Origin of the sequence: Pseudomonas sp. NFPP02, from assembly GCF_900119355.1 — a bacterium.
Lineage (GTDB): Bacteria > Pseudomonadota > Gammaproteobacteria > Pseudomonadales > Pseudomonadaceae > Aquipseudomonas > Aquipseudomonas paracarnis.
Genome location: NZ_FPJI01000009.1, coordinates 100,498 through 123,603 on the forward strand (window position 1 = coordinate 100,498; position 23,106 = coordinate 123,603).

The following is a 23,106-nucleotide window of genomic DNA, read 5'->3' on the forward strand; positions in this document are numbered from 1 at the left end:
GAAAGGCCGGCATTTTAGCCAAGTTGGCCCTCGGATGCGCGGGTTGTCTGATGGAAAGCCGAGGCGGTGATGCCCCATTGCCCGAGCCAGTAGGTGGCGATCAGCAAATACGGCGCTGCCTCGAACGCCAGCACAAACCGATTGATGCCGATCAGCGCGTCGGAAACCACAAACGACACCGCACCCGCCGCCGCCAGCCACGCTGAACGCTTGGGCACCTCGCTGCCCAGTCGCGCCAACGCACGCCAGAGCATGGCGCTGATCACCAGCGCGTAAACCACCACCGGTATCAAAAGCTCACCGAGGCCGTGGGAGATCAGGATGCTCAGCAAGATTGCGCCTACGCCGAGGGCCAGCACCAGCGGCAGCAGCGCCAAGCGCCGACAGTCACTGAAATAGGCTTTGAGATAGGCCAGGTGCGCGAACAGAAACGCGCCCAGGCCAAAGATAAACAGGTCGCCTGGCCAGGCGAGCAACACGTCGCCCACCAGGGAAAAAATTAACCCCAGGCTGATCCAGCGTCGATACTCGGTGGGCGGCGCGTCATGCAGCCAACCCAGCAGCGCCAGCACCGGCAGTGGCTTGACCAGCAGGCACAGCAGCGTCGCATGGGTCGCCAAGCCATAGACAAAGGTGCCGGCGCCCATCAAGGCAAGGATCAGCCATGGCATATCAGTTCACCGTAATGGCGCAGTCAAAGGTTTCGGCAGGTTCGGCCTCCGGCTCCCAAGGTTGCTGGGATGTCAGGCGCAAACGCCCTTGCCCTGCGGCAAACGCCTGGAAGCGCCAGGTGGACTGGCCGCCACCGCCGATCACGCCGGACTCGGTGCTGCTGTAGACCTCGGGGCCCAAGGCGCGCAACACGCCGCCGGCGGAGTCCTGGATGGCCCAGCGGTAACCGGTGGTGGGGTTGCTGGGCAGGGTGAGGATCAGGTTTTGCCCGTTTTTAAGCTGGAGCGGGCAGGCGCTCTGGTTGTCCACGCTGACGTTTTGCTTGGGGGCACTGGCGCATGCGGCCAGCAAGACAAGGCTCAAGGGGAGAAGCAGGCGGGCAGCGGTCATGAAGGCTCCGTTAATACACGACGAAGGGGGAGCATAACCGAAGATGAGACAAGGTGTGACAAGGTGGGGTTTTGCGTTGGCCGATCGTTCCCACGCTCTGCGTGGGAACGTTGCCTTGGACGCTCCGCGTCCGCTTTGTGACGCGGAGCGTCACGGGATGTATTCCCACGCAGAGCGTGGGAATGATCAGGTCTGGATATTTCTCAGAAGAGCACCTTCGCCACATCCGCAAACCGCTTGGCAAAGTGCACCGTCATCCCTTCCTTCAAATAGTCCGGCAACTCTTCAAAGCTGCCACGGTTGGGCTCCGGCAAGATCAACTCGTGAATCTTCTGGCGCCGCGCCGCAATCACCTTCTCGCGCACCCCGCCAATCGGCAGTACATGCCCGGTCAAGGTCAGTTCGCCGGTCATCGCCACGCCTTTTTTCGGCGGTTGGTTGCGGGCCAGGGACAGCAACGCACTGGCCATGGTCACGCCGGCACTCGGGCCGTCTTTCGGCGTGGCGCCTTCCGGCACGTGCAAGTGCACGAAGGCTTCGTCGAAGAACTTCGCATCGCCGCCAAACGACTTCAGGTTGGAACTGATGTAGCTGTAGGCGATTTCGGCGGACTCTTTCATCACTTCACCCAACTGCCCGGTGAGCTTGAAGCCGCGGTTGAGCGTGTGGATGCGCGTCGCTTCGATCGGCAAGGTGGCGCCGCCCATGCTGGTCCACGCCAGGCCGGTAATCACGCCGGTGCCGGACAGCACTTGCTCATTACGGAATACCGGCATGCCCAGGGAGCTTTCCAGGTCCTTGTTGCCGATCTTGATCACCGAGTCCGGCTCATCCAGCAGTTTTACCACCGCCTTGCGCACCAGCTTGCCCAGTTGTTTCTCCAACTGACGCACGCCGGCCTCTCGCGCATAACCGTCGATCAAGGCGCGCAAGGCACCGTCGCTGATGGTCAGGCTGTTTTTGGCCACGCCGGCTTTTTCCAACTGCTTGGGCCACAAGTGGCGCTTGGCGATGGCGACTTTTTCTTCGGTGATATAGCCCGACAGGCGAATCACTTCCATGCGGTCCAGCAACGGACCGGGGATTGAGTCCAGGGTGTTGGCGGTGCACACGAACAGCACTTTGGACAGGTCCAGGCGCAGGTCCAGGTAGTGGTCGAGGAATTCGACGTTCTGCTCCGGGTCCAGGGTTTCCAGCAGCGCCGACGCCGGGTCGCCCTGGAAGCTCTGGCCCATCTTGTCGATCTCGTCGAGCATGATCACCGGGTTCATCACTTCCACGTCTTTCAACGCCTGCACCAGCTTGCCAGGCAGGGCGCCGATGTAGGTGCGCCGGTGGCCCTTGATCTCGGCCTCGTCGCGCATGCCGCCAACACTGAAGCGATAGAACGGCCGCCCCAGGGATTCGGCGATGGACTTGCCCACACTCGTCTTGCCCACGCCCGGCGGGCCTACCAGCAATACGATGGAACCGGCGACTTCGCCCTTGTAGGCGCCCACCGCTAGGAATTCGAGGATGCGGCTCTTGATGTCATCCAGGCCCGCATGGTGCTTGTCGAGCACTTTGCGCGCGTGCTTGAGGTCGAGTTTGTCTTCTCCGTACACGCCCCACGGCACCGAGGTGGCCCAGTCCAGGTAGTTGCGCGTGACGGCGTATTCCGGCGAACCGGTTTCCAGGATCGACAGTTTGTTCAGTTCTTCATCAATGCGTTTTTTCGCTTGCGCCGGCAGCACTTTGCCTTGCAGGCGCTGTTCGAACTGTTCGACATCGGCGCTGCGATCGTCCTTGGTCAGGCCCAGCTCCTGCTGGATGACCTTGAGTTGTTCCTTGAGGAAGAACTCACGCTGGTGCTCGCCAATCTTGCGGTTTACCTCGGCGGAGAGTTCTTTTTGCAGGCGCGCGACTTCCACCTCTTTGCGCAGCATCGGCAGCACTTTTTCCATGCGCTTGAGCATGGGCACGCAGTCCAGCACTTCCTGCAGTTCATTACCTGTCGCCGAGGTGAGTGCCGCGGCAAAGTCGGTGAGCGGCGACGGATCGTTGGGGCTGAAGCGGTTGAGGTAGTTCTTCAACTCTTCGCTGTACAGCGGGTTGAGGGGCAGCAGTTCCTTGATCGCATTGATCAGCGCCATGCCGTAGGCCTTGACCTCATCGGTCGGCTCGCTGGGCTGATGCGGGTATTCGACTTCCACCAGGTAAGGTGGGCGGTGGTGCTTGAGCCAGGTCTTGATGCGCACGCGGGTCAGGCCCTGGGCGACGAACTGCAGCTTGCCGTTCTCGCGGCTGGCGTGGTGCACCTTCACCAGGGTGCCGTACAGCGGCAGGGCGGAGGTGTCGAAGTGCCGTGGGTCTTCGGGCGGCGTGTCCATGAAAAACAGCGCAAGGGAATGGTGGTCGGATTTGCTCACCAGCTCCAGGGTTTCGGCCCAGGGTTCTTCATTGACGATCACCGGCAACACTTGTGCCGGGAAGAACGGCCGGTTGTGGATCGGGATGATGTAGACCTTGTCCGGCAGGTTTTGCCCAGGCAGGGCCAGGCCAGTATTGGACGAGGGGGTTTCAGCGTTTTCGGGGTCGGCGTAATCGTTGAGGTCGTAATCTGGAAATTCTTGCTGGTCGCTCATGGGGCACCTGCATCAGTAAGTATGCAGGTTAGATGGGGCGGGGTTGCGGTGGTTTCAATGGGGGGGCGTCGTTAGCAACAATTTGCATGAAATAACGGGAGGGTTGCGGTCAACGTACTTTACCCCTCCGCTTTTCGAACTGATCGTCAATAATGTGACGGCTAGACCCAGCTTTTATTGGGTTTACTTATCCCCAGTCCCAGCTAACCTGCTTTAATAAAATTCCCCATAAAAAAGGATGTTTTTTTGACGCCGGTTAGCAGTCGGCAGGGACGCGTATGACACAAGGAAAGCACGGCCAAGAGCGACGAGCGCGGCCCGAGGGCGCGGCCATGCACTGGCGCCACACGTTTCAGACCCGCATAGCCGGAGTGCTGGCGCTGTTGTTGCTGGTGGTCGTGGCCGCCACCTATTTTGCCGTGCACGCTGCCACCACCCGTGCGGTGGAGAACCAGGCCGACGTACAGTTGAACACCGGGCGGCAGGTGTTCGAGCGCCTGCTGGACCTGCGCGGGCGGCGCTTGCAGTACGGGTTGGACTGGCTCACCGCCGATGGGCCGTTCAAGCAGGCGGTGGCCGGTGGCCGGACGGTGCCGATCCTGGAGGCCCTGGGCACCCATGGCACCGGGGTCAGTTCCAGCGAAGTGGTGGTGCTGGGCCTGGATGATAGGGTTATGGTCAGTACCCTGCTGGTGCAGACGCGGGGCCAGTTGTTCCCGTATGCCGATGCCTTGCGCAAGGCGCGGCGCAGCGGCCAGCAAATGTTGATCGTCGCCATGGCCGGGCGCCCCTATTTGCTGGTGCAAAAAGATGTGCTCGGGCCTGTGCCGATCGCACGCGTGGTCATGGGCTTTCCCATGGACACGCAATTCGCCCATGAACTTCGCTCCATGAGCAACCTGGAGGTGTCGTTCCTCAGTGTGCAGGACGGCCATCTCGGTCAGCTGTTCACCACCCACCCTGGCAATTGGCGCCCAAGCATTATCAGCCTCTTGCATGGCACGCAGGTCGATCCTGAGGCGAAGATCCAGCTGTTCCATGGCCAGCGTGTGCTCAGCCAAGTGTTGCCCTTGGCCAACAGCGGCGAAGGCGATGAAGTGCGCGTGTTGCTGCAAAGTCCGCTGGACCATGCGCTGGAATCCTTCGCGCCGCTGGACCGGCAGTTCATGGGGATTGCCCTGGCGGTGCTGCTGGTCTCGCTGGCGGTGGCCTTATTCCTGGCGCGGCGAGTGTCACGCCCGCTCAATGCGCTGGTGCAAGCCGCTGAACGGATCGGGGCCGGTGACTACCGCACCCCGGTGCGGGTGCGCAGCCACGACGAGTTCGGCCTGCTGGCGCGGGCGTTCAATGCCATGCAAAGCGGCATCGCCCTGCGCGAACGGCAACTGGCCCACAATGCCTTGCATGACCCGCTCACCGGATTGCCCAACCGTGCCTTGGCCATGGAGCGCCTGGGCAGTGCGATCAGCGCACGGCGGTCGGTGGTGTTGCTGTACGTGGGGATTGAAAACTACCGAGTCATCAACGAAGGGTTTGGCCCCGAAGGTGTCGAGCACATGTTGTGCGAGGCCAGCCGCTGCTTGTCCAGCAGCCTGTTGGCCAGCGACACCGCCGCGCGCATCGCCGGCAGTGAGTTTCTGTTGTTGCTGGAAAACACCGAGATCGACTCTGCCGTGGCCCGCGCCGACCAGTTGCATGGGGCGTTGACCGAACCCCTGCGCATCGGCAATGACGAAGTGCGCCATGAGGTGAGTATCGGCATCGCCGCGTACCCTGCTGATGGGCAGCAGGTGGAAGAGTTGATCAACCGCGCGGCCATCGCCCGGCACGACGCGGCCAACCTGCCGGGGCACTTGCAGATCTACCAACCGGACCGCGACCTCGCCCACCAACGCCAGATCACCCTGATTCGCGACTTGCGCCGCGCCGTGATCGAAGGCGAGTTGTTCCTGTGCTACCAACCCAAGCTCGACCTGCGGCACGGGCACGTGGGCCAGGCCGAAGCCTTGCTGCGCTGGCAACACGCGACGCTGGGGCAAGTGTCTCCGGGGGAGTTCATTCCGTTGGCCGAACGCACTGGCAGCATGGGTGCCCTGACCCTGTGGGTGATCGAGGAAGCCATCCGCCAGATTGCCGAATGGGCGCAGCGTGGGCTGGTTATCCAGCTGTCGGTGAATATCTCCGTGAACGACTTGGCGGATGATGACTTGGCCATTCGCGTCACCGCGCTATTGGCCCAATACCATGTGGGCGCCGAGCATTTGATTTTCGAGATTACCGAGAGCGCCATTATGCACAACCCGCAGCAGGCCCTCAGCGTGCTGGAGCAGCTGCGCAATTGCGGGATCAGCCTGTCGGTGGATGATTTCGGCACCGGTTACTCCTCCCTCGCACAGTTGCAGCGCCTGCCGGTGCAAGAGCTGAAGATCGACCAGTCCTTTGTGCGCAACCTCGACAGCACCAGCGGCGACGGGGTGATCGTGCGCTCCACCATCGAGATGAGTCATAGCCTGGGGCTCAAGGTGGTCGCCGAGGGCGTGGAGTTCGAACACAGCCTCACCTTGCTCAAACGCTGGAACTGCGACACGGCCCAGGGCTACCTGATCAGCCGGCCGCTCAATGCCATGGCGTTCGAGCGGTGGATGCGGCGTGAGCAGGTGCCAACCTAGACAGTTTGACTGTGGCGAGGGAGCTTGCTCCCGCTGGGCTGCGCAGCGGCCCCAAAATCCTGGGAGCGCTTCGCACTCCAGCGGGAGCAAGCTCCCTCGCCACAGGGGTGCTACTTTGGCAGCGTTCAAGCGACCAGGGCTTGCAATCGCACCCACAACCTTTGGACATGCTGATGCTCGGTGCCCAGCGCGCCGATGGACACCCTCACCATCCAGCGCTCATCGAGGATGGCGGGGGTGACGTAGGCATCGCCTGACTGGTTGAGTTTTTCTGCCCAGGCTCGCGTGTGATGGTCCAGTGCCTGGCCTTCCAAACCCGGCGGTTCATGGCGAATGCACAGGGTTTGCAAGGCGGGCGTGGTCACCAGTGTCCAGTGCTCAGTGGCTTCGATCTGCTCTGCCAGCCAGCGCGCATTGGCCAGGTCTCGCCGCAACCGCGCTTGCAGGCCGCTGACGCCTTGCTCGCGTATCAGGAACCACAACTTCAAGGCGCGGAAACGGCTGCCCAGGGAGATCCGCCAGTCACGGTAGTTTCGCACTTGGCCGTCTGCGCTGGACTGCAGGTAACTCGGGTTGGTGGTCATGATGCGAATCAAATGCTCGGGGTCGCGCACGAAGTACACCGAGCAGTCGAAGGCCGCGCCCAGCCATTTGTGCGGGTTGAGCACTAGGGAGTCAGCCTTTTCGATGCCATCCCACAAGGCCCGGCATTCTGGCAGGATCATTGCGGCGCCGGCCATGGCCGAGTCCACATGCAGCCACAGGCCGTGACGTTGGGTCAGTTCGCCAATTGCATCCAGGGGGTCGATCGCCATGGCGGCCGTGGTGCCGGTGGTGGCAATCACCACGCAGGGCGTGTTGCCGGCGGCCAGGTCCTGTGCGATGGCGTGCGCCAGTGCCTGGGGCGACATTGCATGGTGTGCATCGGTGGCGATGGTGCGGATATGGTTCTGGCCGAATCCGGCCAGGATCGCCGCCTTGTTGACCGAGCTGTGGGCATGGGCTGAGGTGTAGACGATCAGGGGCGCGCTGCTGTTTTGCAGGCCGTTGTGCATCAGCGCGTAATCGGAGCTGCGTTCCCGGGCGCTGATAAGCGCCACCAGCGTGGAGGTGGACGCAGAGTCCTGGATCACACCGCTCCACGTGCTGCCCAGGCCGAGCATGTCGCGCAGCCAGTCGGTGGTGACTTCCTCTATTTCGGTGAGAGCCGGACTGGATTGCCAGGACAACCCAATCACACCCAGGCCGGTGCTCAGGCAATCGCCCAGCACTGAGGACAGTTCCACATTGGAAGGGAAGAACCCGAAGAAACTGGGATGCTGCCAATGCAGCAAGCCGGGCATGATCAGTTTTTCGACGTCGCCCATGATCTGTTCGAACGGTTCGGCCGTGTCAGGCGGGCTGGCCGGCAGGGCAGCTTTGATCTCGCCAGGTCGGGTGGTGGGCTGCACGCCGCGTTGTTCGATGTTCTGTCGGTAGTCTGCAATCAGGTCGATCATGGCATAGCCATGTTGGCGGAATTCTTCGGGGGTCATAGATAAACGTCCATGTGCACGAGCAATAAAAGTATTAGCACCAGAAGTAAAACGGTTCGCCGGGGGTATAGCCGATAAACGACTGCATGCTGACGCGTTTTCCCGAATCGAACCCGCAGATGGCGTGGGGGCGGCGGGTATTGATGAGCACCAGTTCGTTCTTGCGTGGGCGGATGCGCAGCGGTTTTTGTAAACACTGTTCGGGCAGTTGGGCACCCTCGAAGCGCTTGACCTCGTCATAGCTAAAGGCTTGGGTGTCCCAGATGATCAGCTCGCCCCCCGAAGGCGGTGTTTGCAGGTAGATATTGGCGCTGAATTGATGCTGCAGTTCAGCAATTGTGCGGGGCAGGCAATCCACATGGGGCACCGTTTCCGAGAGGTGCGCCGTCTCCGGGAACATGACGCGGATGATCCCGCAAAACATCGCTTGGCCCTGGAACGCAGCGGCTGTTGCACCTTGCGGCCAGAGCGCCTGGAACTGTTCCATCAGTTGTTGAATGGGCGGTTTTTGCGGCGCACAGAGGCTGTCGATAAGGCCGCGCATACGGGCCGCGTCTGCATAATATTTCTGTTGGGCGTCACCGCCGGCGGCCTTGCCGTACGTGGAGTTGAACGGGGTGCCCCAGCGATGCACACCATAGAAGTGCTGAACGACGCGGCCCGCTTCGTAGGTTTCATGGCCGTAGTGTTCCAGCGTGGCGGTATCGTCGATGGCCTGAATCAACCGTGCGCTGGTGGTTGCGTTGGCAAATTCAGGTACCCGAATGGCAAGCACTTGGCCACTGATGAGTTTTTTCAAACTGGCAGTATTGAGGTGTTCAAGTTCCAGGATTTTTGTGGGGGTGGAAAGAAACGGTTTTGTAGCGACATGGTCCGTCATGCAGTGAAGCTCCCTTTAAAGTTTTATCCGTACGCCTTTTGTATTACGCAGGGTGTGCGCACTAAATTAGTTTTAAAGGGTTGAGGGGAAACCACGGGGGCATTTTCAGCAGGCAAAAAAAAGCGGCTGCCCATCCGGGCCGCCGCTTTTTTGTACCGCCAGCGTTGCTTAATCTGGCAGTTTGAACGCCATCACATAGTCACCCTGCTTGGTCCCCAGGGAACCGTGACCGCCCGCCATGACCAGCACGTATTGCTTGCCGTCCTTGCCGGTGTAGGTCATCGGGGTGGTTTGCGCGCCTGCAGGCAGGCGGCCTTCCCACAGTTGCTTGCCGTTTTTCACGTCATAGGCACGCAGGTACTGGTCCAGGGTGCCGCTGAGGAACGCGACGCCACCGGCGGTGGTGAACGTACCGCCCAGGCTAGGCACGCCCATGGTCAGTGGGATTGGAACCGGCGAGCTGTCACGCACGGTGCCGTTCTTGTGCATCCAGATGGTCTGGTGGGTGGTCAGGTCGACCGCCGCCACGTAGCCCCAGGCCGGTGCCTGGCACGGCAGGCCCATCGGCGACAGCAGTGCTTCAAGGATCACACCATACGGGGCGCCTTTGTTCGGCTGCACGCCTTCGGTTTCGCTGACGCGTGGGCCTTGCTTGGCAATGTCGGCAGCCGGGATCAGCTTCGATTTGAACGCCATGTAGCTTGGGTTCACGAAGGCGATCTGGCGCACCGGGTCAACCGAGATACCGCCCCAGTCGAACACGCCGAAGTTGCCTGGGTACACGATCGAACCTTGCAGGGACGGCGGGGTGAACGGGCCGTCGTAGCGCATGGATTTGAAATCGATCCGGCACAGCATCTGATCGAACGGTGTCACGCCCCACATGTCGCGTTCTTTCAACGGCGGCGGCATGAAGTTCAGGTCGGACTTGGGTTGGGTAGGGGAGGTGCGGTCGCCCGCCACTGCGCCCTGTGGCACCGGGATTTCATTGACGGGCACCACTGGCTGGCCAGTGGCGCGGTCCAGCACGTAGATGCTGCCTTGCTTGGTCGACGCCATCACCGCTTGCTTCACGCCCGCAGCGGTCTTGATGTCGATCAGCGAAGGCTGGCCGCCCACGTCCATGTCCCACAGGTCGTGGTGGGTGAACTGGAAGGTCCACTTCACGTGGCCGGTGTCGATGTCCAGGGCGGTCAGGCCCGCGGCGTACTTCTCGGACTCATCGGTACGGTCGCCGCCGTACTGGTCGGGCATCTGGTTGCCCATCGGCAGGTAGAGCATGCCGAGTTTTTCATCCACGGCGAACATGGACCACATGTTCGGCGAGTTGCGGGTGTAGGTCTTGCCCTCGGCCAACGGGGTGGTGTCGTCCGGGTTGCCGCTGTCCCAGTTCCACACCAGCTTGCCGGTGTGCACGTCGAACGCGCGGATCACGCCGCTTGGCTCGTCGATGGAAACGTTGTCGGTCACGTGACCGCCGATCACGACCAGGTTCTTGGTCACGGCCGGTGGCGACGTGGAGTAGTAACCGCCTGGGGCGAAGCTACCGATGTTGGCACGCAGGTCGACCTGGCCTTTGTCACCGAAGTCTTCGCACATCTTGCCGGTGTCGGCGTTCAGGGCGATCAGACGGGTGTCGGCGGTCGGCACGAAGATGCGTTTCGGGCAGGCATTCGGAGCGGCGGCCGGGCTGGCAGTGCCAGTCGGGCTCTGCTCGGAAGCGTAGGCGGCGTCATCGTGGTACGACACGCCACGGCAGGTCATGTGCGCCCAACCTTTGAAGCTCTCAGCACCCTGGGTGGTGATTTTCGGGTCGAAACGCCAGATTTCCTTGCCGGTATCCGGGTCCAGGGCAATCACTTGGCTGTGCGGTGTGCACACGTAGAGCATGCCATTGACTTTCAGCGGGGTATTTTCGGCGGTGGTTTCACCGGGATCGCCTGGGCCAGGGATGTCGCCAGTGCGATAAGTCCACGCCGGCACCAGCTTATGGGCATTCTCCGGGGTGATCTGTGCCAGTGGCGAGTAACGGTCACCGAAGGCCGAGCGGCCATAGGAGTTCCAGTCGCCATCGGCCTGGGTTGGCGCAGCGCTGGCCATACCCGGCACCGCGTCGCGGTCCAGTTGGCCGGTCTTGACCATTTCACCTGGGTTGGTGAATTGGCTGGCCAGGGCGGTCGCGCCCGCCAGCACCACGGCAACGCTCAGCGCGCCAGTGCCCAGCGGTGCGGCTTGGCCACGCAGCAATGGCCGACGAAACCACGGCAGCAGCATGACGATGCCGAGGGCGAACAGCAGGGCCAGACGCGGCACCAGTTGCCACCAGTCCAGGCCCACTTCCCACAGGGCCCACACGGTGCTGGCAAACAACACCAGTGCATACAGGCCCAGCGCGGCGCGGCGAGTGGCCAGCAGCAATACGCCGGTCACGGCAATGCCGATACCGGCCAGCAGGTAGTACAGCGACCCGCCGAGCATACTCAGCTTGACGCCACCGGCCAGCAAGGCCAGCCCCATGATCAGCAGCAAGACCCCCAGCAGCCTGGGCAACAGGCGGCTTGGGCTTGAGGCACCATCAGTGCTCATAGTGTGTTTCTCCGTTACGTTGGAATTATGTAACCCCGTGCTTCACTCACTGTAGATGACGATTCGGCTCGGGCTTGGTTCATCGTTATTTTTGGTTTTTTCTGTGGATAACCGGGTTATCCACAGGCGGGCAATCAATCCCCTGGCGCAGGTCGATTCAAGACAGCGCTGTCTTTGTGCAGGAAGAAATTCGGCAAAGGGAGTCGACCGGGAGGTGAAGCGTTTCAGATTGTTGCGAAGGATAATGCGGCGGGGCGTTTTGAGAAAGGGTGAATCGCAAGATGCATCATTTCAGTTTTGGTAACAGTGACAGATAGTCGCTGCAAAAATAGCCTGATGGCAGGCTCTATCTCTGTAGGAGCGAGCTTGCTCGCGAAAAACTCACAGGCGCCGCGTTTATTCAGGAAGCGCGCGTTATCGTTGGCGTTTTTCGCGAGCAAGCTCGCTCCTACAGGGGGGTGAGGTGATGGTTAGAAAGTGGTGCGGATGCCGAACTGCGCACTGCGCCCCGGCGCCGGTGCGATGTCGCGCAGGATCGAGCTGGCATAGCGCACGGTCTGGTTGGTCAGGTTCTCGCCATTGACGAACGCCAGCCACTGGCTGCCGCCCACATTGAAGCGATACCCCGCGCTGGCGCCGAGGGTGGTGTAGCCATCGGTGCCGCTTTCGTTATCCGGCACACGCCCTTGGCCTGCGGCATGTTCCACGTCGATACGCGCTTGCCAGCGATCCAGTTCCCACAGCAAGCCGCTGTTCAAACGCAATGGCGCAATGCGCGGCAAGGCTTCGCCGGTGTCCAGGTTGGTGGCGCGGGTGTAGTCGCCCGACAGTTCCAGCGCAAACTTACCGTAGGCGCCTTCGCCGAGCTTCCAGTGATCCTGGGCTTCGAAGCCGGCGAAACGTGCGCGCACACCAGAATATTCGTACTCGGGAATACCTCCCGCGTCCTCTTCGCCTTCATCGTTCAGGGTACGACCCGTGCCCAACAAGCCGATGTAATTGGAGAAGTGGCTATAGAACACGCCGAAGCTGCCCTTGTGGGTGCCGTTGTCAAAGCGCAGGGCCAGGTCGCTGGACACGGCCTTTTCTTTCTTCAGGTTGGCATCGCCCAACTCGTAGGTACCGGTGGCAACGTGGGCGCCGTTGGCGTACAGCTCGTAAAAGGTCGGCGCGCGTTCGGTGTAGCCGAGGGTGGCAGCCAGGGACCAGATCGGCGTGAGGGTGTACACCGCACCTGACGACAGGCTACCGGCGGTGAAGTCACTGCTCTTGTCGGCATTGGCAAAACGCTCGTTGCCTTTGGCGTTCGGGTCGACGCTGGTGTGTTCCAGGCGTGCGCCGAGGCTGAGTTTCAGGCGTTCGGTGGCTTGCATTTCTTCGAGGATAAACAGCGCGCCGGCGTTGGTGTCGGTCTGCGGCACGAAGGCTTCTTCGCCCAGGGCCGAGAACTCGTTGCGGGTCACTTGGGCGCCGACCACGCCATCGAATGGGCCAATCGGCTGGTGACGAGCTTCCACCCGCGCTTCATAGCCTTTGTTCTTGAAGGTGGTGCCGGTTTCACCGCCTTCGATTTCGCGGTGTTCGTAGTCGGTGTACCCGGCGTCGATTTTCACCGAGGTAAACGGCCCTTGCAGGTTGCGGATCTCGGAGGCAAAGGCGTAGTGGTCCTGTTTCATGCGGATGCGCACATCCTGCTCGGCGGGTGAGCCGTAGTTACTGTCGTAATTACTGTAGGACAGCCCGGCATAACCATCGTCCCAGGTGTAGGAACCGCCCACCGCACCGCCGTCCTGGCGCCCATTGCTGTTGCCCAGGCGCCCGTTTTTGCCGGGGCCGTTCTCGCTCTCCGGTGCATGCCGGCTGCGGGCATAGCCTGGGATTTTCAAGTCATTGAACTCGCGCCCATTGGCATCCAGATGCAAAGCGAAGGTGCCGTTGCCGGCTTCCAGCTTGCCGGCGCTGCTGCGGGTGGTGTCGGCGCCGCCGTAGCGCAACTCGCCAGCGCCATGGATGCCTTCGATGGCTTCGGTGGGGATGCGATTGTCGAAGGTGTTGACCACCCCACCGATGGCGCTGCCGCCGTACAGCAGGGCTGCCGGGCCCCGCACGATTTCGATGCGGTCAACGTTGATCGGGTCCAGTGGCACCGCGTGGTCGTAGGACAGCGACGAGGCATCCAGCGCCCCCACGCCGTTACGCAGGATGCGAATGCGGTCGCCATCCTGGCCGCGAATGATTGGGCGGCTGGCCCCCGGGCCAAAGTACGAAGACGACACGCCCGGCTGCTTGTTCAGGGTTTCACCGAGGCTGCCTTTTTGTTGCAGGGTCAGGTCATCGCCTTCCAGCACGGTGGTGGGCGAGGCGAGTTGTGTGCTGCCCAGCGGGTTGCCGGTGACTACTTGGGGTGGCAGTTCCAGAGCATGGGCCTGGGAGCCAATCAACAGGGCGGCGGCGAGGGGCGACAAGCGCCAGAGAGAAGGCAGCGACATCGGATATTCCTGGGCAAAATGACTGATAATTTAAGTTACAATATAACATCTCTTTTCTGTGAAAAAGGGGAACTTTTCCTGGCGGGCTATATTCAATGCGATGCTTCCACCTGCTCGCCCCGTCGGCTAAGGTGCGCGGCTGTGTTCCTCTTTTTGCAAAAGGCCCGGCATGACCGCGACAAGCAACGACCCGCTCCACGGTGTGACCCTGCAACACGTGCTCACCACCTTGGTGGAGCATTACGAGTGGAGCGGCTTGGCCGAGCGCATTGATATCCGCTGCTTCAAGAGTGACCCGAGCATCAAGTCGAGCCTGACTTTCCTGCGCAAAACCCCGTGGGCGCGGGAAAAGGTCGAAGGTTTGTACGTCAAGCTGATGCGTACCAAGCGCCCCCTGGATTGAAAGCATGAAGCGCTTTGTCGCGACGGCAGCCTTGGCCGGTTGGGTGGGGTTGGCTATCCAGCAATACCTGATTCTCTATTCGCGCTGGGCCAGTGGCGCGAGCTTGCTGGGCGGCCTGATCAGTTTCTTCAGCTTCTTCACCGTTCTGACCAATACCCTGGTGGTCGTGGTGCTCAGCTACTCACTGGTCAAGCGCGACTCAGCCGCCAAGCGGTTCTTCCTCGCGCCTCGCATCAGTAGCGCGATTGCCGCGAGCATCGTGGTGGTGAGCCTGGCCTACAACCTGCTGCTGCGGCATCTGTGGAGCCCGCAAGGCTTTCAATTTATCGCCGATGAATTGCTGCACGACGTCATGCCGTTGTTGTTTGTGGTGTATTGGTGGCGGTGCGTGCCCAAGGGTACGTTGCGGCTCAAACACATTGCCGGCTGGGTGATCTACCCATTGGTGTACTTCGGTTATGTGCTGCTGCGGGGGCATATGCTCGGGCAGTATCAGTACCCGTTCATGGATGTGGACAGCCTCGGTTATCCACAAGTGTTTGTGAATGCCGGAGGGATTTTGGCAGGGTTTATCGTCATTGGGCTGGTGATCGTTGGCCTGGACAAGCGCCTCAAATCACCCTCGATTTAAAGTGAGCACCATTAAGGTGGGAGCAGGCAAGCCAGCTCCCACCTTATTCATTCTTCTTCGCTGCCCTCAGCACGCCAGTAACCCACGGCCTTGAGGTATTCCTCATTGACCTTGTGCGTATCCAGCAGCACCCGCCGTACCTGGCGTGACAACTTGGTTTCGGTGGCGACAAAGCTGTACAGCGTGCCGCTGGGCAGCGTCAGGTTGCGCACCACGTCGAGCAGGTCATCCTGGCCGCGCATCACCCAAATAATCTCGACGTCCGCCGCGCTTTGCAGCGCTTGTTGCTCCGCCGCATCGGCGATTTCAATCACCGCCAGCACCTTGCGCCCGGCCGGCAGTTCTTCCAGGCGTCGACCGATGGCGGGCAGGGCGGTTTCGTCGCCGATCAGCAGGTAGCTGTCGAAAATGTCCGGCACGATCATCGAGCCTCGTGGCCCGCCGATATACAGGTGCTGACCGACCTGCGCCTGCTCGGCCCAGGTAGACGCAGGGCCATCGCCATGTAGCACGAAGTCGATATCCAGCTCGCCGATTTTCAGGTCGTAGCGTCGTGGCGTGTAGTCGCGCATGGCCGGTTGCGGGCCGTCGCCCTTGATGGCGAACGTCGGGCTTTCCAGCGCCGCTTGCTCGGCGGCGTTCTGTGGGAACAGCAGCTTGATGTGATCGTCGCTGCCCAGGCTGACAAAGCCCGCCAGCTCAGGCCCGCCCAGTGTGATGCGGCGCATGCGCGGGGTGATGTCCACCACCCGCAGCACTTCCAGGCGGCGGCGTTTTATTTCATGGGTTACGCGGTGAATGGCTTGTGTGTTCATTGGTCTGTCCCGTCGGCAATGGCTTGAGCGGTGCGGTTGAGCAGCGCCGCAACACGAACGATTTCCTGCGGGCTCCAGTGCCCGTTGTGTGAATGCAAGGCATGGCGCAGGTTATGCACCGCTTCGTGGATTTCAGGTGGGCGGTCGTGGCCGCGCAGCGAGCGCTTGCTGACGTCGATGCGCATGCGCACGCCGTCCAGAGCAACGGCCTGTTCACTTAGAAAGAGACGACCGGCGTCGGTGATTGTGTAGTGCTTTTTCCCGCCTTCGGCATTGCCGCTGATCAGCTCGCTCTCTTCGAGGAAGGTCAAGGTCGGGTAGATCACGCCGGGGCTGGGGCTGTAGGCGCCGTCGAACAGGCTTTCGATGCGGCGGATCAGGTCGTAGCCGTGGCATGGCTGTTCGGCGATCAGCGCCAGCAGCAGTAATTTCAGATCACCCGGTGCGAAGACGCGAGGACCGCGACCGCCACGTTTTTCGAATTCACCGCGAGGTTCGTTTCTCATGCAGGCTCTCCAGACAGATTTAGATATAACTTAAGATATATCTTAATGTGACGATAGGGCTTGGCGACCAACGGTCATCGACGCCTTTTCCGGCAGAGGACCTTGGAATACGTGGAATACAATTAATTTTAGAGTTATAACTTTAATTAGAGTTTAAACTCAGTTAAGTTTATGTCCGGCAGCTTGTTTGTGGTATTTTTCTGAGCGAAAGTTCTTTTGGTTGGCCCTGTTTTTTGTGTTGTAGTCTTGTTCTTACAGCTAATTTAAAAGTTTTGGCAAAGTGCCATGTTTTTCTCTCAATCCCTGATTAATAGGGCTACGCAGGCGTGAGAGGTTGCCTGCATACCTACTGTTGTTTTGAGTTGATCATTGTTTGGCGTTGCAACTAACGGCGGCGCGTTCGTTGTTAAGGCGGTTACTTGGCGACGAATCACTCAATGTTGATAACTACAGGTATTGACCATGTTCAAGAAGTTTGCGATTGCTGTTCCCCTGGCTGTTATGGCGCTGTCCTCCTCGGTAACAGCTTTTGCTGCCGGTGAAGCCAGCCACACCGTCAACATGAAGGCCACCATCCCGACTACCGTGTTCCACGCCCAGCCGCGTGACCCGAACTGGGGTCGCGATGAAACCATGACCTACAACCTGGTCAGCGGTGAGCTGGCGCCGTTGAGCGCCATCTACGACATCAAGAACACCAATGGTTCGGTTCACGCCTACATCGAAGGCGGCCCGGCCGTGCTGTTCAACGGTGACCCAAGCCAGAACATCCCGCTCACCACCACCCTCAATGGCGTGACCCTGACCGGCACCCCACAGGAAGTGGTCAACGAAGCCGACTCCACCCCAGGCGTAGGTGCGGAGATGCGCATCGTCGCAGCCAAGCCTTCGGCGACTCAGCGCGGTTCGTACACCTCCGTGATGCCAGTGGTCTTCGACGCGGTACTGCCAGTAGCGCCTTGATGCCACTTAATGCCCGCTTGGCGCGGGCATGACTTTTCAGGTCGGCGAATGCCTCCTCCGTTCGCCGGCCTGGTTTTCGATTCTGGTCTCCTGGCATTCAGAGTATCCGTTCATGTTCCCGATGACGCCTATCGCGGCTGCGCTTGCGCTGCTGATATGTACGAGTGCGCTGGCGGCACCTGCTGCTTCCGGTGCAGCCACGCCCGGCAGCCTGATCACTCAGGCCCAAGGCTTGCCCGCAGGCTTTGCCGATCACTTTTTCGATGTACCCCTGGCGGTGCGCGTAGACCTGGACCACCAACTGCTTGGCGAAGCGCTGATCGTGCTGTCCCGGGATGACCGCGTTACCCTGCTCGAATTCACCGACACCGGCGACAGCAAGGTGCCGGCTGCGACCCGCGACACTTGGCAAGGTCTGCTGGAAAAAGGCGTGGCGTTGGGCGCCTGTACCCAGTCTTGCCCGCAAAAGATGATCTCTGCTTACTACAATCTGGAAAGCTCGCAGTTGTCGATCCTCACGCAGGACGTTGAACTGAGTAGCGAAGCCCCGCGCTTTTACGACCAGCCCGACGGCGGCAGCCTGGGGTTGATCATCAACAACCAGCTCAACCTCAATGGCGGTCAGCAAGACAGCCTCGGCGGCCGTTATGGTTTGCAAGCCAGTTCCAGCGTGGGCAACTGGAGCCAGGTGTTCAACCTGCAACTGGCGCGCCAGAGCGGTAATGACCAACCCATGCGCCACGCGATTCATGAGCTGTATACCCAGCGTGAACTGGAAGGGCGATTTTTTCGCCTCGGCCACTTCACCCCCAATTCCGATGGCCTGACCCGTCAACTGCGCAGCTTCGGCGCCAGCCCCGACACCGCCTTGGGCATCATGTACGGCAGTTCCGACAGCCTGGCGATCAACAACCCCAAGCCCAGCGTGTACCCGATCTACGTCACCGCCAACCGTCAGGCAGCGGTAGAGATTTATCGCAACGGCTTGTTGATCAACACCCAGGCCGTGGCCGCCGGCCTGCAAACCCTGGACACCCGGCCACTGCCCGGCGGTATCTATGAAGTGGAAGTACGCCTGGTGGAAGACGGCCTCACCACCAGCACTACGCAGGAGCTGGTGTACAAGCCCGGTAACTGGCGCAACGCCGAAGACCGCTGGCGCTACAACCTGTTCGCCGGGCGCGAAACCAAGCTGTTCAGCAACTGGGACGAGCAAGCCTCGGGTGCGGTGACGGCCGGCGCGTCGCTCAATTACCTGCTGCACCCACGGGTGATTCTTGGCCTGTCGGCCCGCCAGGTGCGCGAGCAACTGCAATATGGCAGCTCGGTGGACTGGACCGTTGCCGACAACACCAGCCTCTATGCCAATGTTTATCAAACCCGTGAACATGGCACGGGCCTTGACCTGCAAGGGCTCTACAGCTTCGGCGCGACCAACCTGGTGTTCAGTCACAACCGCAGCTGGCTCGACACCCGCGACACCTACGAAACCCTGCCCGACGGCACGCGCCTGCGGCGCAACACCTTTGTCGGCCAGGCCAGCAATTCGGCGTTGTCGGTCAACCATCGCCTTGATGCGAAAAACACTTTGAACATGCGAGTGTCCCACAGCCAAGGCAACGTCGAAGGTGCGGGGCTGGACCTGGGCTGGAGCCGTCACGACAGCTTTTTCGGCAGTGATGCCAACTGGCGTTTCTCGGTGTTCGACCGCCCCGGCAGCGCCGGCACCAATGACCAGCGCAACCGTGGCGTGGATGTGAGCCTGAGCGTGAACCTGGGCAGCGATGGCCGGCAGATTTCCGGCAGCATCGGCACCCGTACCGCACGTGATGGCGGCCGCGATAACAATGCGTCGATCACGTATCGGCAGAACCTCACCGACCATGTGCTGCAAAGTGTCTCGGCCACGGCGATCACTGATACCTACGGCGTCGGCCTGTCAGGCATGGCCAACTTCAGCACCGACGTGGTCAGCGGCGACGGCTTCGTGCAGCGCAGCTCCTTCAATGGCGATTTCAGTGGTGGCTTGAACCTCAACAGCACCTTCGTCGCGGGCGCCGGGAAAATGCTGCTCAGCAGCCAGTACCAGGGCAACGGCGCTGGGATGATCATCGATGTGGAAACCGACCTCGACGAGATCGCCCTGCGCGCCGACGACCTGGGCGGCGGCAGCGCGGTACTGCGTCCGGGGCGCAACTACGTGCCGGTCTCGGCCTACAAGAGCAGCAGCGTGAGCTTCGACTTCGAAGGCAACCACCCGCCGGCGGCGAACATCCAGCCCGCACGCTCCAGTTACCACCTGAACAAGGGCGGCGTGGACTACCGCAAGATCACCGTGATGAAAACCGTCACCGTACTCGGCCGCCTGCTGGATGAGCGCGGCGCGCCGCTTAAAGGCCATCACTTAATCAATCACGCCAGCCGTGGGGTCAGTGAAGTGGACGGGTTCTTCTCTATGGAGATGAGCGCCAGCGCGCCGACCCTGCAGGTGCGCTACCAGAACCAGTTGCTCTGCCAGTTCCGCCTGGACCCGAGCACTGCGCCGGATGAAAACGACGTGCTGATGATCGGTGATCTGCGCTGCACGCCGGACACGCTGGCCGAAGCTAACCACAAGGGCGAAACCGCCGGTTGACGGCGGTTGAAACGGGAGTTCATGACCTTGATTACCGCAATGAAAAAACGCTTGGGGCTCTGTGCATTCGCGCTGGTTTTGGGCGCTACCTACAGCTTGCCGGCACTGGCTATCGTCGAGCAGATCACGGCGGTGTTCCGCCCCGATCCGGCCAACCCAACGAGCAATAAATTCGTCAATACCACGCCGCAAAGTGGCTTGTGTCCCTGGCACGTTCCAGCCAGGTGCGAGGCGGTCAATACCTTCAGTATCCGTAACAGTTCGTTCCGGGCCTATTCCAATGGGCCGATACCGGCGTTTCCGGAGGATCCGCGCCAGAGCGCCTATTTCAAGGTGCCCTCGGCATTTCGCGATCTGCAAGTGACTCACACCGTCACCGGTCGTGCAGAGACGGTACAGATGCGCATTGCCGGTATTGGGGGACGGTGGAATGTCTCTTATCCACCGGGTGTGTCCGGCTGGGCCACGCCAGGCGTAGGCTGGAACGCTTATTGGCGAGGGGCGCCGGCACCGTGCTTGCCGATCAATTACATGGCGGCGGGACAAGCGTATGCGCTTTTTTTCTGGATCGTTCCAGAGAACGCCGGAGCCTGCAGCGTTACAAATGGTATGGAAATCGGGCGGATGAGCTACAGCACGCTTGAGTATGGCTACGAACTCAAGACACCAAACCCTCTGGGTATGGACGCTGGTACTTATGAGGGTTCCATCACTTACACCATGGGCCCGGGCGGCGATATGGATTTCGGCACCACCATGATCCCCGACGAAAACACCCTGACCTTCAACTTCATCTTGTCGGTGGAGCACGTGCTCAAGATTGACCTGCCGGCGGGCGGTAATCGCATCGAGCTGTTACCCGAAGGCGGCTGGCAAGCCTGGCTCAACCAGGGGCGGCGCCCCTCGCGGCTATGGCGTGACCAGACCTTCGCAATCTCCGCCAGCTCACGTTTCAAGATGACCCTGGAGTGCGGGCTGGTGATCGGCAACACCTGTGGCCTGCGTAACAACGACGGTGACGAAGTGCCGCTTCAAGTCGCCGTGAGCCTGCCCTATGGCTTGCGTGATCAGCACGACCAGGGCGTGAACAAACTGCCCCTGCGCCTCGACGGCGTCGGCACCGAACTGTTCCAGCCGTTGCAGTACGTGAACAACCGCGAGGGCAAGTTGCATTTCGAGGTGGGCAAGGATGACGTGGCCGACATGCTCAAGAAACCCGGCAGCACCTATTCCGGCGTGGCCACGGTGATCTGGGATTCGGAAGTCTAGGCGAGCCCGGCTCGCATATCGGCTCCCTGTGGTGGGCCGCGTTCAATCAATAAGGCGTAATCAAACATGAAACAAGCAGTGTTAGGGGCTGGGCTGTTGCTGATGTCATTGGCGGCGCAGGCCGGGCCGGCGATCAATGTCGGCGTGGTGTATGACTACCTGGAGGGCGACCGCAGTTCTTATCTCAAGCGGGTGTTCAACGGCGGCACCAGCACCGCCTTTATCAAGGTCAATGTGCTGGAAATTGTCTATAACGCCGACGGCACGTCCAGGGAAATCCCGGTGGCCTCCCTGACGGATGACAAGGGCGCCGCCACCAGCCGCGACGGCCTGATGGCCAGCCCGGCGCGGTTGATCGTTCCGGCGGGCGGGCGCCAGGGGACGCGCTTGCTGTACATGGGCGAGCGCGACAAGGAGCGTTACTTCCGGGTGCGCTTCATCCCGGTGGTGCCGGAGAAGGAAGACGACTTCGCCGTGACCGACGCCGAGCGCGACGAGTACAAAAAAGATCTCGCCGCCGGCGTCAACGTCATGGCCGGTTACGGCACGGTGTTTTTCGTGCGGCCCAAGGACACCCGCTTCGATACGAAGGTCGTCGAGACCGCCGACCAGTACACCCTGCGCAACGCCGGCAACAGCGTGGTGGTGCTCGATGAGTTCCGGGACTGTTCAGCGGCGAAAAAAACCGACTGCGAAGCCACCACCAAGCACCACATCCTGCCGGGACGCCAATGGCAGCTCGAGAAGAAGCCCGGGCGTGAATACCGCTTCCAGATGATCGAAGGCCGCGACAAAACACCGATGACGGTCAACAGCAACGGGTGATGACAATGTTCAAGCAACTGACGGTATGGGCGGGGCTGGTCGCAACGTTATTCATCGGCGCGCCGGTACAGGCGTTTCAGGAACGCCAGAGTTTTGATGTGTCGGTCACTATTCCGATCCACGAAGCCTATGTGCTGCCCTCCGAACCCGACTGGATGGCGCAGGACCAACTGCTGGCATGGGACCTGGCGACCTCCAGGCTCGGGCGCCTGCGCAAGAACTTCGACGTGAAAAACCTCAATGGCGGCGTAGCCGCGCGGCTGGGGGACGTGCCCTATCTGTTGAGCGGCCGCGACCGTATTGATTTGCGCGTGCTGTTCAACCGGGTGCCCCTGACCCTGGACTCGACCCAGATACTCAGCGCTGACGAGGCGGGCATGGGCCGGCGCGTCGAGCTGGAGATTGCTCCGATCGAGCCGCAGGGTGGATACCAGGGCGGGTCCTACTACGGCACGGTGCACCTGATGTTTGATTTTCTGGCGCCTTGACCGCTCGGGCCCATTTCATCGAGCTGCTGGTACTTCAGGTCGAAGGTGTTGCCGTTGTTTCATTTGGCGGTGGGGTTCTGCTGCTCAAGGTAACGCTTCCAACCTTCTCAACCGGGCTACCAGCGTACTGCGATAGGCCAGATGAATACCGGCCTCGTCGTCCGATGTGAGCCGGTGCTGGTCCAGCTGCGTGCGGGTAGGGGGGCTCGAATAACAGGGTTGGGTAGTCTGTAAGTCTGATGACCTATCCTAATCACGTCCATGAAAGCATGGGTATCTACACAACTTTTTGGTGCGACGCCGGACCTGTGGGAGGGGGCTTGCTCGCGAAGGCGGCCTGACAGCTGAAGCTGTTATCCGTGTACATATCCATTTCTGCGGTAACGGCCACTTAGGGTTCCGCTTTTACAGCGGCTCACTTTTGAAAAGCGCAAAAGTAAGCAAAACGCTCTTGCCCCACCACTCGGCACCTCGCTTAGGCTCGGTGTGCCCGTAATCCGCCAGGGATTTGGGGGGCCGCCGCCACGCGCCATCCATGGCGCGGGGCGGCTAAACCGGCATCCCTGCCGGTTTACCCCCCAAATCCCTGTCGAATTCCGGCCAGCGTGGTTTGACGGGGCGCCTAAGATCAAGATCAAAAGCAGAGCAAGAGCAAGAGCAAGAGCGGCTCGCTTCGCATCGTGGTTAGCGTCGGCAGTGGCTACAAAAGTTGTGTAGATACCCATG

18 protein-coding genes are annotated in these 23,106 nt (G+C 60.9%); 8 read left to right on the forward strand and 10 right to left on the reverse strand.

Going from position 1 to position 23,106, the window contains the following annotated elements; translation table 11 throughout:
* Positions 1–14: 14 nt before the first annotated feature.
* From BT204_RS17020 to lon, 3 genes are all read right to left on the reverse strand, one after another.
* Positions 15–671, reverse strand: a complete 657-nt coding sequence (locus BT204_RS17020; protein ID WP_034128651.1) for a lysoplasmalogenase — start codon at positions 669–671, stop codon at positions 15–17.
* Position 672: 1 nt separating this feature from the next.
* Complete coding sequence (locus BT204_RS17025; protein ID WP_072447576.1) at positions 673–1,062, reverse strand: protease inhibitor I42 family protein; 390 nt, start codon at positions 1,060–1,062, stop codon at positions 673–675.
* Between the two features lie 203 nt (positions 1,063–1,265).
* On the reverse strand, positions 1,266–3,686 hold the full coding sequence (gene lon / locus BT204_RS17030) for an endopeptidase La (protein ID WP_072447578.1): 2,421 nt from the start codon (positions 3,684–3,686) through the stop codon (positions 1,266–1,268).
* A gap of 332 nt (positions 3,687–4,018) precedes the next feature.
* Here lon and BT204_RS17035 point away from each other — a divergent pair, with 332 nt between their 5' ends.
* Entirely contained in the window at positions 4,019–6,355 is a 2,337-nt protein-coding gene (locus BT204_RS17035; protein ID WP_054897756.1) for a putative bifunctional diguanylate cyclase/phosphodiesterase, read from the forward strand.
* A gap of 125 nt (positions 6,356–6,480) precedes the next feature.
* Here BT204_RS17035 and BT204_RS17040 read toward each other — a convergent pair whose 3' ends face one another.
* From BT204_RS17040 to BT204_RS17060, 5 genes are all read right to left on the reverse strand, one after another.
* Positions 6,481–7,890 carry a pyridoxal phosphate-dependent decarboxylase family protein gene (locus BT204_RS17040; RefSeq protein WP_072447580.1) on the reverse strand — a complete coding sequence of 470 codons (1,410 nt, stop codon included), beginning with the start codon at positions 7,888–7,890 and terminating at the stop codon, positions 6,481–6,483.
* Positions 7,891–7,924: 34 nt separating this feature from the next.
* The gene (locus BT204_RS17045) at positions 7,925–8,770 is read right to left on the reverse strand and encodes a 2OG-Fe(II) oxygenase (RefSeq protein WP_072447582.1); all 846 of its coding nucleotides are present in this window, start codon (positions 8,768–8,770) and stop codon (positions 7,925–7,927) included.
* 168 nt (positions 8,771–8,938) lie between these two features.
* On the reverse strand, positions 8,939–11,356 hold the full coding sequence (locus BT204_RS17050; RefSeq protein WP_034127999.1) for a glucose/quinate/shikimate family membrane-bound PQQ-dependent dehydrogenase: 2,418 nt from the start codon (positions 11,354–11,356) through the stop codon (positions 8,939–8,941).
* A gap of 224 nt (positions 11,357–11,580) precedes the next feature.
* Entirely contained in the window at positions 11,581–11,796 is a 216-nt protein-coding gene (locus tag BT204_RS27900) for a hypothetical protein (protein ID WP_034127998.1), read from the reverse strand.
* Positions 11,797–11,826: 30 nt separating this feature from the next.
* Positions 11,827–13,845, reverse strand: coding sequence for a TonB-dependent receptor (locus BT204_RS17060; protein WP_072447584.1), 2,019 nt, complete (start codon positions 13,843–13,845; stop codon positions 11,827–11,829).
* A 169-nt stretch (positions 13,846–14,014) separates the two neighbouring features.
* Between BT204_RS17060 and BT204_RS17065 the strand changes: the two genes are divergently transcribed.
* Both BT204_RS17065 and BT204_RS17070 read left to right on the forward strand, forming a co-directional pair.
* Positions 14,015–14,248, forward strand: a complete 234-nt coding sequence (locus tag BT204_RS17065) for a VF530 family protein (protein ID WP_003188882.1) — start codon at positions 14,015–14,017, stop codon at positions 14,246–14,248.
* 4 nt (positions 14,249–14,252) lie between these two features.
* Complete coding sequence (locus BT204_RS17070; RefSeq protein ID WP_054897682.1) at positions 14,253–14,879, forward strand: Pr6Pr family membrane protein; 627 nt, start codon at positions 14,253–14,255, stop codon at positions 14,877–14,879.
* Positions 14,880–14,926: 47 nt separating this feature from the next.
* Here the strand turns inward: BT204_RS17070 and BT204_RS17075 are convergent, their stop codons facing one another.
* Both BT204_RS17075 and BT204_RS17080 read right to left on the reverse strand, forming a co-directional pair.
* A complete protein-coding gene (locus BT204_RS17075; RefSeq protein ID WP_072447586.1) occupies positions 14,927–15,694 on the reverse strand; it encodes a siderophore-interacting protein in 768 nt (255 codons plus the stop codon).
* Complete coding sequence (locus tag BT204_RS17080; RefSeq protein WP_034127994.1) at positions 15,691–16,200, reverse strand: PadR family transcriptional regulator; 510 nt, start codon at positions 16,198–16,200, stop codon at positions 15,691–15,693. The genes BT204_RS17075 and BT204_RS17080 overlap by 4 nt, the downstream gene beginning before the upstream one ends.
* Before the next feature lie 462 nt (positions 16,201–16,662).
* Here BT204_RS17080 and BT204_RS17085 point away from each other — a divergent pair, with 462 nt between their 5' ends.
* The 5 genes from BT204_RS17085 (at position 16,663) to BT204_RS17105 (ending at position 22,380) form a co-directional block, all read left to right on the forward strand.
* On the forward strand, positions 16,663–17,163 hold the full coding sequence (locus tag BT204_RS17085) for a CS1 type fimbrial major subunit (protein ID WP_054897684.1): 501 nt from the start codon (positions 16,663–16,665) through the stop codon (positions 17,161–17,163).
* A gap of 112 nt (positions 17,164–17,275) precedes the next feature.
* Positions 17,276–19,798, forward strand: a complete 2,523-nt coding sequence (locus tag BT204_RS17090) for a CS1-pili formation C-terminal domain-containing protein (protein WP_072447689.1) — start codon at positions 17,276–17,278, stop codon at positions 19,796–19,798.
* A gap of 21 nt (positions 19,799–19,819) precedes the next feature.
* On the forward strand, positions 19,820–21,067 hold the full coding sequence (locus BT204_RS17095) for a hypothetical protein (RefSeq protein ID WP_054922508.1): 1,248 nt from the start codon (positions 19,820–19,822) through the stop codon (positions 21,065–21,067).
* A gap of 66 nt (positions 21,068–21,133) precedes the next feature.
* Positions 21,134–21,892, forward strand: coding sequence for a pilus assembly protein (locus BT204_RS17100; protein ID WP_072447588.1), 759 nt, complete (start codon positions 21,134–21,136; stop codon positions 21,890–21,892).
* Positions 21,893–21,897: 5 nt separating this feature from the next.
* Positions 21,898–22,380, forward strand: coding sequence for a CS1 type fimbrial major subunit (locus BT204_RS17105; RefSeq protein ID WP_034127990.1), 483 nt, complete (start codon positions 21,898–21,900; stop codon positions 22,378–22,380).
* Positions 22,381–23,106 lie beyond the last annotated feature (726 nt).